11 protein-coding genes, 1 tRNA gene and 1 pseudogene are annotated in these 13,124 nt (G+C 59.2%); 9 read left to right on the top strand and 4 right to left on the bottom strand.

Annotated elements, in window-relative coordinates; all coding sequences use genetic code 11:
• The first annotated feature begins 255 nt into the window (after positions 1-255).
• From ACOYXH_RS20700 to ACOYXH_RS20685, 4 genes and pseudogenes are all read left to right on the top strand, one after another.
• On the top strand, positions 256-1,569 hold the full coding sequence (locus tag ACOYXH_RS20700; protein ID WP_460409921.1) for an MFS transporter: 1,314 nt from the start codon (positions 256-258) through the stop codon (positions 1,567-1,569).
• Positions 1,545-2,462 (top strand): annotated as a pseudogene (locus ACOYXH_RS20695) (PAS domain-containing protein); the annotation flags it as partial. The gene ACOYXH_RS20700 and the pseudogene ACOYXH_RS20695, both read left to right, overlap by 25 nt.
• Positions 2,442-3,002: a methyl-accepting chemotaxis protein gene (locus ACOYXH_RS20690; protein ID WP_371748318.1), complete on the top strand. Its 561-nt coding sequence runs from the start codon at positions 2,442-2,444 to the stop codon at positions 3,000-3,002. The pseudogene ACOYXH_RS20695 and the gene ACOYXH_RS20690, both read left to right, overlap by 21 nt.
• Positions 3,003-3,184: 182 nt before the next feature.
• Entirely contained in the window at positions 3,185-3,784 is a 600-nt protein-coding gene (locus ACOYXH_RS20685) for a flavin reductase family protein (protein WP_223027340.1), read from the top strand.
• 91 nt (positions 3,785-3,875) lie between these two features.
• Here the strand turns inward: ACOYXH_RS20685 and ACOYXH_RS20680 are convergent, their stop codons facing one another.
• Together ACOYXH_RS20680 and ggt are read right to left on the bottom strand one after the other, a co-directional pair.
• Positions 3,876-4,244 (bottom strand): DUF6124 family protein, encoded by a 369-nt coding sequence (locus ACOYXH_RS20680; protein WP_460066019.1) that lies wholly within the window; start codon positions 4,242-4,244, stop codon positions 3,876-3,878.
• 396 nt (positions 4,245-4,640) lie between these two features.
• Positions 4,641-6,473 carry a gamma-glutamyltransferase gene (ggt, locus tag ACOYXH_RS20675; protein ID WP_220556991.1) on the bottom strand — a complete coding sequence of 611 codons (1,833 nt, stop codon included), beginning with the start codon at positions 6,471-6,473 and terminating at the stop codon, positions 4,641-4,643.
• 259 nt (positions 6,474-6,732) lie between these two features.
• On the opposite strand from ggt, the gene ACOYXH_RS20670 reads away from it, so the two are divergent.
• The 3 genes from ACOYXH_RS20670 (at position 6,733) to ACOYXH_RS20660 (ending at position 8,721) form a co-directional block, all read left to right on the top strand.
• A complete protein-coding gene (locus ACOYXH_RS20670; protein ID WP_460409920.1) occupies positions 6,733-7,833 on the top strand; it encodes a DUF2817 domain-containing protein in 1,101 nt (366 codons plus the stop codon).
• 190 nt (positions 7,834-8,023) lie between these two features.
• On the top strand, positions 8,024-8,416 hold the full coding sequence (locus ACOYXH_RS20665) for a helix-turn-helix domain-containing protein (RefSeq protein ID WP_245398004.1): 393 nt from the start codon (positions 8,024-8,026) through the stop codon (positions 8,414-8,416).
• A gap of 92 nt (positions 8,417-8,508) precedes the next feature.
• Positions 8,509-8,721, top strand: coding sequence for a SymE family type I addiction module toxin (locus ACOYXH_RS20660; RefSeq protein WP_095050599.1), 213 nt, complete (start codon positions 8,509-8,511; stop codon positions 8,719-8,721).
• Between the two features lie 334 nt (positions 8,722-9,055).
• On the opposite strand, the gene ACOYXH_RS20655 is transcribed toward ACOYXH_RS20660, so the two are convergent.
• Positions 9,056-9,132: transfer RNA gene (locus tag ACOYXH_RS20655), tRNA-Met, on the bottom strand.
• Positions 9,133-9,247: 115 nt separating this feature from the next.
• On the bottom strand, positions 9,248-11,305 hold the full coding sequence (locus ACOYXH_RS20650; RefSeq protein ID WP_460409919.1) for a methyl-accepting chemotaxis protein: 2,058 nt from the start codon (positions 11,303-11,305) through the stop codon (positions 9,248-9,250).
• A 198-nt stretch (positions 11,306-11,503) separates the two neighbouring features.
• On the opposite strand from ACOYXH_RS20650, the gene ACOYXH_RS20645 reads away from it, so the two are divergent.
• A complete protein-coding gene (locus ACOYXH_RS20645; protein WP_156685514.1) occupies positions 11,504-11,641 on the top strand; it encodes a hypothetical protein in 138 nt (45 codons plus the stop codon).
• 104 nt (positions 11,642-11,745) lie between these two features.
• Positions 11,746-12,963, top strand: a complete 1,218-nt coding sequence (locus ACOYXH_RS20640; protein WP_095050601.1) for an MFS transporter — start codon at positions 11,746-11,748, stop codon at positions 12,961-12,963.
• The last annotated feature ends 161 nt before the right edge of the window (positions 12,964-13,124 follow it).

Here is a 13,124-nt window from a genome sequence, read left to right as displayed (position 1 = left end):
GCGAAGAGGTCGGCACATTCGACATTGAGGTTGCCTGAACTGACGCTTTCGCGAGCAGGCTCGCTCCCACATGAGGTTCACTGCGATTGATCGGTGCTGGCGTCGGCCCGCTGGACAGGCATTAACAGTAATTCAACTGCCAATGCTTTGTGAGCAGCTTTTGCAAAACCGGGACTATGGTCTAACGGGTTGTCCATCCGCGCATTTACGTAGACCATGGGCGCCTTGGTTTTTTGCCTGCCAGAGTTCTTTGCCATGACCGCCCAAACCACGGCCAAACCCGTGCCGTTCAGCCGTTCCGACTACAAGACCCTCGGCCTTGCGGCCCTTGGCGGGGCGCTGGAGATTTACGATTTCATCATTTTCGTATTCTTCGCCCTGACCCTCAGCCAGTTGTTCTTCCCGCCGGAAATGCCCGAATGGCTGCGCCTGCTGCAAAGCTTCGGGATTTTCGTCACCGGTTATTTGGCGCGGCCGCTGGGCGGGATTCTGATGGCGCATTTCGCCGACAAACTCGGGCGTAAGAAAGTCTTCAGCCTGAGCATCCTGATGATGGCGCTGCCGTGCCTGCTGATCGGGATCATGCCGACTTATGCCCAGATCGGTTATTTCGCGCCGCTGCTGTTGCTGGCGCTGCGCATCCTGCAGGGCGCGGCGGTCGGCGGGGAGGTGCCGAGTGCCTGGGTGTTTGTCGCCGAGCACGCACCGGCCGGCCATCGTGGTTACGCGTTGGGCTTTTTGCAGGCCGGGCTGACCTTCGGTTATCTGATCGGCGCGCTGACCGCGACGTTCCTCGCGCAAGTCTTCACCCCGGCGGAAATCCTCGATTACGCCTGGCGTTATCCGTTCCTGCTCGGTGGTGTGTTCGGCGTGATCGGCGTTTACCTGCGGCGCTGGTTGAGCGAAACACCGGTGTTCATGGCCATGGAGGCGCAACGCGAGGCGCGGGTCGAACTGCCGCTGCGTACGGTGTTGCGCGAACATCGACTGGCGATGCTGCCAGCGATGTTGCTGACCTGCGTGCTGACTTCGGCGGTAGTGGTGTTCGTCGTCATCACCCCGACCATGATGCAGAAAACCTTCGGCATGACCGCCAGCCACACCTTCGCCCTCAGCGCGTTGGGCATCGTCTTCCTCAATATCGGCTGTGTGATTGCCGGTCTGTTGGTTGATCGCCTCGGTGCCTGGCGCACGGTCATGCTCTACAGTCTGCTGCTGCCATTGGGTATCGGTGTGCTTTATGGCTGCCTGATCAGCGGTGGCGAGTGGATTGGCATTGCGTATGCCATTGCTGGTCTGGCGTGCGGTGTCGTCGGCGCTGTGCCATCAGTGATGGTCGGCTTGTTCCCCGCGCGTATCCGCGTGTCCGGCATTTCCTTCACCTACAACATTGCCTACGCGGCGTGGGCGAGCATTACACCGCTGTTGCTGATCGGTCTGATGTCGTGGAGCCCGTGGGTCTGTGTGATGTTCTGCGCGGTGATGGGCGTTGTGGGGCTATTGACGGCAGCGTATTTTGGCGCGCGAATGCCGCGCACAGGACAATGTCAGGTGGCCGGAGCTGCCTGACAGCGTTCGCTCGAACTATTTTTGACCGACGGGTCGTAAACGCTCTTCAGAAAAGCTTTTCAAGGCCGATGGCTAGGCTGTATCCCGCTTTCTATCCTGCCCATCGGTACTTCCCCATGTTCAACAAACGCCTGAAGCAAGAGCTGACCGCTCTTCGTGAAGAACTCTCCAGCCTTGTGCAGGTGAAGGAAAGCCTGGAAAGCGAGATGCTGGTGCTGTGCCTGGAACCTGACGGGCGCATTCAATCGGTCAACCAGAACTTCCTCACCGAGATGTTCTACAAGAGCCAGGGCCTGATCGGTCGAGCGATTGAAGATATCGTCCCGGCCCACGTAAAGACCGACGAATTCCATCACCGCTTCAAAAACGCCATGACCCGCGGCGAGCATTTCGCCGGTGCCGTGCGCCTGTTGCGCGGCAATGGTGAGGAGGCGTGGCTGCGTTCCATCGTGCAACCGGTGCGTTCTTCGGACGGGCGGATCAAGCACATTTCGCTTTACGCCAGCGACCTGACCCGCACCATCGAAGCCTCGCGTGAACACGAAAACCTGATCGGTGCGCTGGTGCGTTCGACGGCGGTAATCGAGTTCGACCTCAACGGTAATGTGCTCAACGCCAACGATCGCTTCCTCAGCGGCATGGGTTACAGCCTGGCGCAGATCAAGGGCAAACATCACCGCCTGTTCTGCACCCCGGAGGAATACAACAGCGCCGAGTACCAGAACTTCTGGCGCCGTTTGAACAACGGCGAATTCGTCGCTGATCGCTTCAAGCGTGTCGACAGCCATGGTCGTACGGTGTGGCTGGAGGCGTCCTACAACCCGGTGGTCGATGCCAACAACAAGCTGTACAAAGTGGTGAAGTTCGCCACGGTGATCACCGATCAGGTCAACCGCGAGCAAGCCGTCGCCGACGCGGCGAGCATTGCCTACAGCACTTCGCAGCAAACCGACAGCACCGCCCAGCGCGGTACCACGGTGGTGACTGAAGCAGTAAACGTAATGCGTGATCTGTCGCGGCACATGCAGGCCGCCGGTGAGGGTATCGAAGCGCTGAACGAGCAGTCGCAGGTGATCGGCACTATCGTCAAAACCATCAGCGGCATTGCCGAACAGACCAACCTGCTGGCGCTCAACGCTGCCATTGAGGCGGCGCGCGCCGGTGAGCAGGGGCGTGGTTTTGCGGTGGTGGCCGACGAAGTGCGGCAACTGGCGTCGCGCACCAGTCAGGCGACTGAAGAGATCGTCACCGTGGTGCGGCAGAACCAGGAAATGGCACGCAATGCCGTGGCCCTGATGACCGACGGCAAGCTTCAGGCTGAACAAGGGCTGGCGCTGGCGGCAGAGGCGGGCACAGTGATTGTCGAGATTCAGGACGGTGCGCAGAAGGTCGTCAACGCAGTGGGCCAGTTTGCCAATCAACTCTCCCACTGACCTGCACACAACCTCTGTATGAGCTGTCGAGTGAAACGAGGCTGCGATCTTTTGATCTTGACTCCGAGGATCAACATCAAGATCAAAAGATCGCAGCGTGCCGCAGCTCCTACAGAGTTTTCACCTGCCTGTATTTCGATGCTGGCGCTACAATCGGCTCCTTTTCCCCGGAGCAGATTCCCATGAGCGATTCCCACCGCCGCCCGGTGCCCCTGAACAAAGCCTACCGTTTGCTCAACCACGGGCCGACCGTGCTGGTCAGCGCCGCTCACGACGGTCAGCGCAACATCATGGCTGCCGCCTGGGCGATGCCGCTGGATTTCGAACCGCCGAAAGTCGCCGTTGTCCTCGACAAATCCACCTGGACCCGCCAGTTGCTCGAAGCGTCCGGCACCTTCGTGCTCAACGTCCCGTGCGTCAATCAGGCTGACATCGTGCAAACCGTCGGCAATACCTCGGGCCTGGAGATCACTCAAACCCAAGGGCAAGACAAGTTTCAGGCCTATGGCTTGCAGACTTTTGCCGGTGAACAAGTCGAAGCGCCGCTGCTTGACGGCTGCGTCGCCTGGCTGGAATGCCGTTTACTGCCCGAGCCGCGCAACCACGAGCAATACGACCTGTTCCTCGCCGAAGTCATCGCCGCCCACGCCGATGAACGGGTGTTCAGCGACGGGCGCTGGCATTTCGAAGGGCATGACGGATTGCGCACCTTGCACCACGTGGCGGGCGGGCATTTCCTGAAGATTGGTGATGCGGTGGATGGCAAGACGCTCGCGGTTTGAATAATAGCTTTGCGTTGATGTTTGACCTTTGGCCCAATCAAAAAAAATCCGATGCCTGTGCGGGCATCGGATTTTTTATACGCCGAAGTAATTATGCAGTCGGCTGAACGTTATCCAGCGCCTGATTCACCGCCAGCTCACTCAGCATGACGATTTGCGCGATACCCAGCGCGGTCTTGCGGTGCGCGGTATCCAGCACAGCGGCGAAATTGTTGAGCATCTCGGTGACCGAACCCAAGGACTCACTGGCATTGGCCAGCAGCGATTCGGTGTCGTAAACCGGGTTGGCGAGGTACATGGGTTCAGTTACGCGGGTGGACGCCATGATGTGAATGGTCGGTTTGAGGTAGTGGTCGAGGGCGCGGTCGGCCGCTTCGTTGAGTTTTTTGCTGTCGATGGTTGCGTACGGGGATGTTGGGTCGGTGTTTGTTTCGGGGGGATTGGGTGTTGGTTTTTTCATGGTGTTCTCCGATCAGGATTGGAGCTGGCCGATTCGGTTTCCGAACGAATAGGTGGCGGCTGTGCGCAGGTTGGAAACCCGGGGAACGGAGAACCCGGTTGACCCGAAGGTCTCCCGCGCACAGCCGCCATAACGGAGTGCACACCATGAAGGTGCGCAAGGATACGTTATGAAAGGCGCTTGTGCGCTCGGTTCTACTCGGGGTTTCCAATCCCGGTCACTGAATTGGCAGCGACGAGTACAGGCTAGAGAGCTGACGTCCGACGGACAACCTGAAAACCTTGTGGGACGGTTCTCTGTTTACCTCGCAGTTTTTAAACATCCCGATTTGAAATACGCAGTGTGCTAAGCAAAAGGCCTACCTCCCGGTAAGCCTTTTTTGTTTGCGTCCTAGCCTCAATCCCCCAGCGCTTCCCCCTCACGCCGTGGATCCGCGCCCCCCTCCAACGACGCTTTCCCCTGCGCATTCTTGACCCGCACGATGGCCTGGGTGCCGCTGGTCATGTCGATTTCATTTACCGCATGCCCTTTGTCTTTCAGCGCCTGAATCAGCGCCGGGCTGAACTGGCCTTGTTCCAATTCGGTCGGGCCATTGCGGCTGCCGAAGTTGGGCAGGCTGATGGCGCTTTGCGGGTCGAGGTTCCAGTCGAGCAGGCCGACGGTGGTTTTCGCCACGTATTCGATGATTTGCGAACCGCCCGGCGAGCCGACCGTGGCGACGAATTCGCCGCTGTGGCGATCGAAGATCAGCGTTGGCGCCATCGACGAACGCGGGCGTTTGCCCGGTTCGACGCGGTTGGCGACTTTCTGCCCGTTCTCTTCAGGGATGAACGAGAAGTCGGTCATCTGGTTGTTCAGCAGAAAACCCTGAACCATCAGGTGCGAGCCGAACGCGGCTTCGATGGTGGTGGTCATCGACACAGCGCCGCCGAGGTCATCCACCGCGACCACTTGCGAGGTGGAGATGCGCAGCGGCGAACGGTCCGGGGCGTAGGCGACCTGCAGACCCGGTGGCGTGCCCGGTTTGGCGCTGCCCATGCTGCGTTCGCCTATCAGGCTGGCGCGGCTGGCCAGATAACCCGGGTCGACCAGGCCTTTGATCGGCACCGGCACGAAGTCGGTGTCGGCGACGTATTGCGCGCGGTCGGCGTAGGCCAGACGTTCGGCCTCGGCGATCAAATGCACGGCCTGCGGATCCGGTTCAATGCCGGCCGGTTTATCGGTCTTCAGCGGTTTGAGCGGTGTCAGCGAAAGACGTGGATCGCGGGTTTCCAGCGCCTGCAACGTGCCGAGAATCTGCGCCACGGCGATCCCACCCGACGACGGTGGCGGCATGCCGCAGACCTGCCAGCGTTTGTAGTCGGTGCACAGCGGCGCGCGTTCCTTGGCCTGATAGCGCTGCAGATCGTTCAGCGACAGGCTGCCGGGGTTGGCGTGGCCTTGCACTTTGGCGACGATTTCTTCGGCGATTGGGCCTTTGTACAGTGCGTCCGCACCTTCGTTGGCGATGCGTTTGAGCACTGCGGCCAGAGCCGGGTTTTGCAGGCGCGTGCCGACGGCTTTGACGCTGCCATCGGCGTTCAGGAAATACTTGGCCATGTCCTGCGACTGGCGAATGACTGGATCTGATTCCAGCAGCGAATGCAGGCGCGGCGAAATGGCAAAGCCTTGCTCGGACAGTTTAATCGCCGGTTCAAACAGCTTCGCCCACGGCAGGCGACCGTGTTGTTTGTGTGCCATCTCCAGCGCGCGCAACACGCCCGGTGTACCGACCGAGCGACCGCCGATCTGTGCCTGCGGGAACGACATCGGTTGGCCATCGGCGCGCAAGAACAGCTTCTCGGTGGCGCCGGCCGGTGCGGTTTCGCGGCCGTCATACGTGCGCACTTGTTTGCCGTCCCACAACACGATCATTGCACCGCCGCCGATCCCGGAAGACTGCGGCTCAACCAGGGTCAGCACCGCTTGCATCGCAATCGCCGCATCAATCGCCGAACCGCCTTGACGCAGCATTTCGCGACCGGCCTCAGCAGCCAGAGGATTGGCAGCGGCAGCCATGTGTTTGCTGGCGTGACGGGTTTGCAGGTCGGTGCGGAAACCGGAAGCGGCTTCCGGGGCCAGCGGCAAAGTCGAGGAGGGCGGGGCGTTGCACGCGGTGAGGGTCAGGGCGCTGATGATCAGCGTCAGGGCTGGCAGGCGAAAGCGGCTCAAGGGCAAGGCTGAAAACACGCGGGCTCTCCGTCCGTGGGATAAAAGTCTCAGGGACTTTATCGACCGCTCGGTCGCGACGCAAACCGATGGGCATTTTTGTCTTTCTTTTCAGGGCGGATGTTCGCTAGGGTCAACCGCAATCGACCGACCGCACACGTCCCCTGTAGGAGTGAGCCCGCTCGCGATAGCGGTGGGTCAGTCAGCAATGATGTTGAATGTGATAACGCTATCGCGAGCAGGCTCACTCCTACAATTACAAGATCAACAAGAGACCGATATGCACAGCGAGTTCCCCACCGAATCCAGCTACCGCGATCAACGCGAACAGTTCATCGCCGCCGCTAACGCCGCCGGTGCCACGCTCACCTCGTACGCCCATCCACGCTGCGGCCCCTTTGGCGAACCCCTGAGCACCGACGTCGCCGTGCTCGGCGATCCACAGGCCAAACGCCGACTGGTAGCGCTCAGCGGTACGCACGGTGTCGAGGGCTATTACGGCTCGGACTGCCAGATCGAATGGCTGAAAACCTTCGAACCTGGTTCGCTGCCCAAGGATGTCGCGGTGGTCATGGTTCACCTGATCAACCCATGGGGCACGGCGTGGTTGCGCCGGGTCAACGAAGACAACATCGACCTCAACCGCAATCATCTGGATTTCACCGGGCCGCTACCGGATAACCGCGCATACGCCGCACTGCATGAAATCTACGCCTGCACCGATTTGCACGGCCCCGAGCGCCAACGTGCGGATGCCTTGCTCGATGCGCAAATCAACGAATACGGCTGGCCGGCGGTGATGTCGATTGTCGAGGGTGGTCAACACAGCCATCCCGACGGACTGTTTTACGGCGGCCGCGCGCCGAGCTGGTCGAATCGCACCTTGCACCAAATCATCAAAACGCATCTGGCTGGCGCTGAAACCGTGATGTGTTTTGACCTGCACACCGGTGCTGGCGAATACGGTCATCCGATGTTGCTGACCATCACCCAGGCGCCTTACCCGGCACTCGCGCAGGCCCAGGCGATCTACGGCCCATGGCTTTACACGCTGCACACCGGCGCCGAAACCTTGAGCGAAACCGGAGTGGCAGCGACGGCTACCGGGTACACCTCGCAGGCGTTGCTCAATGCTTTACCGGACGTGCAATTGATGCCGTTCGTGATCGAATGCGGGACTTATCCGGGGCCGGATGTGCATCGGCATTTGCGTGATGACCAGTGGCTGCATTTGCACGGTGATCCGCTGGATGCGATAGGGCGCGAGATCAAACTGAATCTGCTTGAGCAGTTCTATCCAACTGATCCGGATTGGCGGGCGATGGTCGGTTTGCGCACTCGGCAAATCTGGGCGAAAGGGTTGTCGGCGTTGGCTTGCTGAAAAGGCATTTCGCGCCTGTAGTACCTCGCCGCAACTTGGCGGTTGCTCTGCATTTTTCCTACAGATTTTTCAGGTCGACAACTTACGCGCCCTTACCTGAGGATGGTTTTTATCGTTTTTTCCAGGATGGATTTCAGATGAAAAGGATGAGTCCGTTGCCATTCAACTCTATGTTCAGTCGGCCATTGTCATGAGTGTTTCCAATGAGGACCGCGATTTTCTGGTGGCGATGGGCAGTCGCATTGCTCACTTACGCACAGTTCACGAGATAACACAGACTCGGTTTGCACGGGCTTTAGGTCTTTCCCGGCAAACCTTTCAGGGCTACGAGGAGGGCACTCGCAGCATGCCGGTCACGACACTGGTGAAGATGGCATTTGCGCTTCGCGTGCCTGTTGAAGACCTGCTCGGCGTTCCCTCGTACACGGAGAGGCCCAGACGCAGCTTGACCTCGACGTGGTATCGACGGCTGCAGTCCATCAATGAACTTTCGAAGGTCCAACAGAAGGTCATTGCGCAGATGCTCGACGCGCTGATCGCGCAGGCAGCGACCAAAACGAGCAACGAAGAAAAAGAAGTTTGAAGTAACCCAAAGAACGCGGAACCAAGGTGCACGAACACCCTGGCCCCGCTAACCAAAAGCAGCTAGACAGGAGCTAATCATGGCTAAAACCAATCATACGTCATCAACCCCCCATCACTGAACGCCGGCTGAAAATCGCCGCTGATTTTTACCCCGTCCACACCAAGGAAAAAACCTACAGCCCCGCCAAACCGGTGCCCTGGATCAGGCTTCGCGGGCTGTGGTTGCGGCAGGCGGGATTCGAGGTGAACGAGAACGTCAAAGTGCGTGTGATGAAAGGGTGTCTGGTGATTACAGCGGAATAGATGAATCGTCCGAGTAAAGCCGCAACGCTATTTGCGTAGGAAAAAACGCCGCTAACCCTCAAGGGATAGCGGCGTTTTTTCTCAAATAGCGCTTTTGATTATCTTGAATTTTGTGGCGGGCGAGGCCGGTATTACTTGGCTAAAAGCCTGATTGTGAGGAAGGCATTATCTTGAATTTGATATTGGCTTATGTGAAAAAAGGCGAAGTGCAAACTGTAAGCACTGATCCAATCGAAAGGGCTGAAGAAAGGCCTTCTGTAGGTGGGGAGCCGGAGGGGGGATTATTGCAGGCATAAAAAAACGGCCTACCTTTCGGTAAGCCGTTTTTAGTACTTGGTGGCTACACAGGGACTTGAACCCCGGACCCCAGCATTATGAATGCTATGCTCTAACCAACTGAGCTATGTAGCCAAGTGGCGCGCATTATTCCCCTGAAATGGAAAAGCGTCAAGCGTAAATTTAAAATATTTCTTCTTATTTTCAACCGCTTATCCTCCAGCCCGGAAAATCCGGGCCGGGCGGGGCATCAACGCAGCTGAAATCTTGCCGTATTGGCGCTCAAGGCGTGGCTGCCCCGACTCAGGGTATCCGCCGCAAGGTTCACCGCGCGTGCGCCTTCGAGCAGACGCACGGCCGCCTGATCGACCTGCTGGATATTGCCGCTGACTTCGTCGGCGGTGCTCGCCTGTTCCTCAACCGCCGTGGCGATCTGCGCCAACGTGTCGGTAACGCTTTGCACGGCGCTGGCGATTTCACCCAAACGTTCACCGAGACCGGTGACTGTCTCGGCATCGGTTTGCGCCTGGCCGCAGGCAGCTTCCATCAAACTCACGGCTTCGTTGACCGTTGCGCGCAAACTGTCGACCGTACCGGCGATCTGCGCAGTTGACGACTGTGTACGTTGCGACAGGCTGCGCACCTCGTCGGCGACCACGGCAAAGCCGCGACCCTGTTCACCGGCGCGTGCGGCTTCAATGGCTGCGTTGAGCGCGAGCAGGTTGGTCTGTTCGGCAACACCGCGAATGGTGTCGACCACCAATTGAATCTGCTGACCTTGTTCACTGACCCGACCGAGTGCCGCTGCAGTTTCGTTCAAACGCTGATTGAGCTGCTGAATACTTGCCGTAGTGCGTTGGCTATCGCGGCTGCTGTCAGCGGCAATGCGCCGGGTGTGCTGAGCGCTGCCGGAGGCCTGTTCGCAGCTTTGCGCCACGCCTTGCGAGGTCGCGGCCAATTGCGTGGCAGCAGCGGCGATCTGGCTGATCTGCAACTGTTGCGCCTCGACTTCGCTGAGGGCGCCGCTGGAATGCTCGTTGAGACTGCGCACGGCGCTGCTCAGTTGCGAAGTCTCGTGATCGACGCCAAGCATGCTGCTACGCAGTTGCACCACGGCCACGTTGAGTGCAGTGCTGATCGCCGCGAGTTCATCACGACCCACGACCGGCACTTGCAAACTCAGATTGCCATCGCGCAGGGCTTCGGCGAGTAGGGTGATGCCGCTGGCGCTGCGACGGATCGAGGCTTGCAGGCAGACAAACAGGTACAACGCCGCGAGCAGCAGGCAGCCGAAAATCGCCGCGACGATGATGAACTGACGAATCGCCGAGCTGTGGTAGGCATCGAGTCGTTGATCCAGCGACACCAGCGATTGCTGGCGCAGTGCGGCTAGGTCGGTCAGCAGCGCATCGAGGCTGCGTTCGAACTCTTCGGGTTTGAGATTGATAGAGCCGCCGAACACGCCGTCGTCCAACACCTTCAGACCGCTGTCGAGGTTTTTGAGGCTGTCGTGGTATTGGCTGGCCCAGCTCTGCTGATCTTGCGGCAGACGTGCTTCGAGCAGCGTGGCCGTTTTGACCAGTTGCTCGCGGGCGTCACCGATGCGGCTGCGCAGGTCGCGCAACTGCAAACGGCTTTGCAGGGTGAATTGGCCGGAGACGACCGAGGCCTGGCCGACGGCGGCAAGGCGTCCAACGCGTTCGATCAGGTCCGGGGCGTGTTGCGTGGAGATCTGCGTGAGCAGATAGGTTTCCAGCCACGGCGCGAGGGTCAGGCGATTGTCCATGACGATCTGCTCGCGCAACGCTTGCAGGGCGCTGAGGGCGTTGGTGAAACGGTCGTAACCGTCCGGCCACCAACCGACACCGCTGAGGCTTTTCGAGTCCAGGCCGTTGAGCGCGGTTTGCAGCGCTTGATAGCGGGTGAGTGTTTCCCCCTCGGCGCCTTCATTTTTCAGCGCAGCGCCTAAATCGGTGGTGGCTTGCAGAACCGCCGGTTGCACCGCGTCGAATGCGCCCATGGCGGCGAGGGTGGCCGGCGTCGGTTGGCGATTGGTTTCCGTGGCGCGCCAACGCGCGGCGCGGTCACGTTGGGCGGCGAGCAGGTTGTCCAGCGCATCCAGCGCGAGCAACTGACGCACGCCGGCACGTTCGCCGGAAATCAGATTGAGTTTGTCGCGATAGTCCTGGCCAATCATCAACAGGCTGCCGGCCAACGGCAGAATGAACAGCAGAAACAACAACTGGAATTTACCTGCGAAGCCAAACCGCCCCAGCAATTTGATCCCCGGTGAAAGGAAAGCCTGCATGCCTCATGACTCCTCTGGACACCACGCACCATTGGCGTGCATCGCGGTCGTTCGACGTTGATGTTGTGCCCTGCTAAAAGGCCTCGAAAGTTCACTCTCGCCCGCTCTGTAGGCCGGCTCTGTAGCGAAACTTCCCAATGTCGGTCGCCTTTGTAAGGCGCCCGCGTTCAAGGGATGAAACAAGGCAAGATTCAGACCATGGCGTTGCGCTATCACCTTGCCGAACACCCTGCCCCTGTAGGAGCTGACGCAGGCTGCGATCTTTTGATCTTTGTTTTTAAGATCAAGATCAAAAGATCGCAGCCTGCGGCAGCTCCTACAGGAATTGATCTGTGATTCAGTTGGTTAGTTAGCTGGCTAAGGGGATGGCGCTGGCGCACCGAAAAATGGCACATTGACGCACCTGCCTGCGTGCACCCATCTGCTGTCCGGAAACTTTCATGGCTATCAGCAACGTTCAGACCGCCGCTGCCTCGGCGCCCGCTGCTCCGCAAAGCAGCCCATTGGTGATGCGTATCATCGGCGCGGTGGCGCTGGCGCATTTGATCAACGACCTGATCCAGTCGGTATTGCCGTCGATCTACCCGATGCTCAAGGCCAATTACGGCCTGACCTTTACTCAGGTCGGCCTGATTACTCTGACCTTTCAGCTGACCGCATCTTTGTTGCAGCCGTGGGTCGGTTATCACACCGATCGGCATCCGAAACCCTGGCTGTTGCCGGCGGGGTCGATTTGCACGTTGATTGGCATCGTGATGATGTCGATGGTTGGCAGCTTCCCCTTGATTCTGCTGGCGGCGGCGCTCATCGGTATCGGTTCCTCGACGTTCCACCCCGAAGCCTCGCGGATCGCACGACTCGCCTCGGGCGGACGCTTTGGTCTGGCGCAATCGACCTTCCAGGTCGGCGGTAACGCCGGTTCTGCGTTCGGTCCGTTGCTGGCGGCGGCGATCATCATTCCGTTCGGTCAGGCCAACGTGGCGTGGTTCGGCTTGTTCGCGGTGTTTGCGTTATTCGTGCTGTACCGCATCAGTCGCTGGTACGCCCATCACTTGAACCTGTTCAAGCTCAAGGCCGGTCAGGCAGCGACTCACGGGCTGTCGAAGGGCAGGGTGACCAGTGCGTTGGTGGTGCTGGGGCTGTTGGTGTTCTCCAAGTATTTCTACATGGCCAGCCTCACGAGCTATTTCACGTTCTACCTGATCGAGAAGTTCGACCTGTCGGTGGCCAGTTCGCAGTTGCACCTGTTCCTGTTCCTCGGTGCGGTGGCGGCGGGCACGTTCTTTGGCGGGCCGATCGGCGACAAGATCGGGCGTAAGGCGGTGATCTGGTTCTCGATCCTCGGCGTCGCGCCGTTCACGCTGCTGATGCCTCACGTCGATCTGTTCTGGACGACCGTTCTCAGCGTGGTGATCGGCTTCATTCTGGCTTCAGCGTTCTCGGCGATTGTGGTGTACGCGCAGGAACTGGTGCCGGGTAATGTCGGGATGATTGCCGGGGTGTTCTTCGGTTTGATGTTTGGTTTTGGCGGGATTGGCGCGGCGTTGCTGGGGCACCTGGCGGATATTCACGGGATTGAGTACGTGTATTTCCTCTGCTCGTTCCTGCCGTTGTTTGGCGTGTTGGCAATCTTCTTGCCGCGTACCAAAAAGGCCTGATTCACGCATTTCCCATTGTAGGAGTGAGCCTGCTCGCGATAGCGGTGTGTCAGTCAGCACATCTGTAGCTGATAGAACGCTATCGCGAGCAGGCTCACTCCTACAGGGGGAATGTGTTGAGGCATAAATTTCAGGCACAAAAAAGCCGCGTATCAAACGCG

This window comes from Pseudomonas sp. Mb7, from assembly GCF_054790525.1.
This window is presented reverse-complemented; position numbering and strand designations above follow the sequence as displayed.

What these genes read in the sequence shown, in the direction of transcription:
- ACOYXH_RS20665 (WP_245398004.1), top strand. Translation starts at nt 8,024, where the DNA reads ATGAGTGTTTCCAATGAGGACCGCGATTTTCTGGTGGCGATGGGCAGT.
- ACOYXH_RS20670 (WP_460409920.1), top strand. Translation starts at nt 6,733, where the DNA reads ATGCACAGCGAGTTCCCCACCGAATCCAGCTACCGCGATCAACGCGAA.
- ACOYXH_RS20680 (WP_460066019.1), bottom strand. Translation starts at nt 4,244, where the DNA reads ATGAAAAAACCAACACCCAATCCCCCCGAAACAAACACCGACCCAACA.
- ACOYXH_RS20685 (WP_223027340.1), top strand. Translation starts at nt 3,185, where the DNA reads ATGAGCGATTCCCACCGCCGCCCGGTGCCCCTGAACAAAGCCTACCGT.
- ACOYXH_RS20640 (WP_095050601.1), top strand. Translation starts at nt 11,746, where the DNA reads ATGGCTATCAGCAACGTTCAGACCGCCGCTGCCTCGGCGCCCGCTGCT.
- ACOYXH_RS20650 (WP_460409919.1), bottom strand. Translation starts at nt 11,305, where the DNA reads ATGCAGGCTTTCCTTTCACCGGGGATCAAATTGCTGGGGCGGTTTGGC.
- ACOYXH_RS20645 (WP_156685514.1), top strand. Translation starts at nt 11,504, where the DNA reads ATGGCGTTGCGCTATCACCTTGCCGAACACCCTGCCCCTGTAGGAGCT.
- ACOYXH_RS20700 (WP_460409921.1), top strand. Translation starts at nt 256, where the DNA reads ATGACCGCCCAAACCACGGCCAAACCCGTGCCGTTCAGCCGTTCCGAC.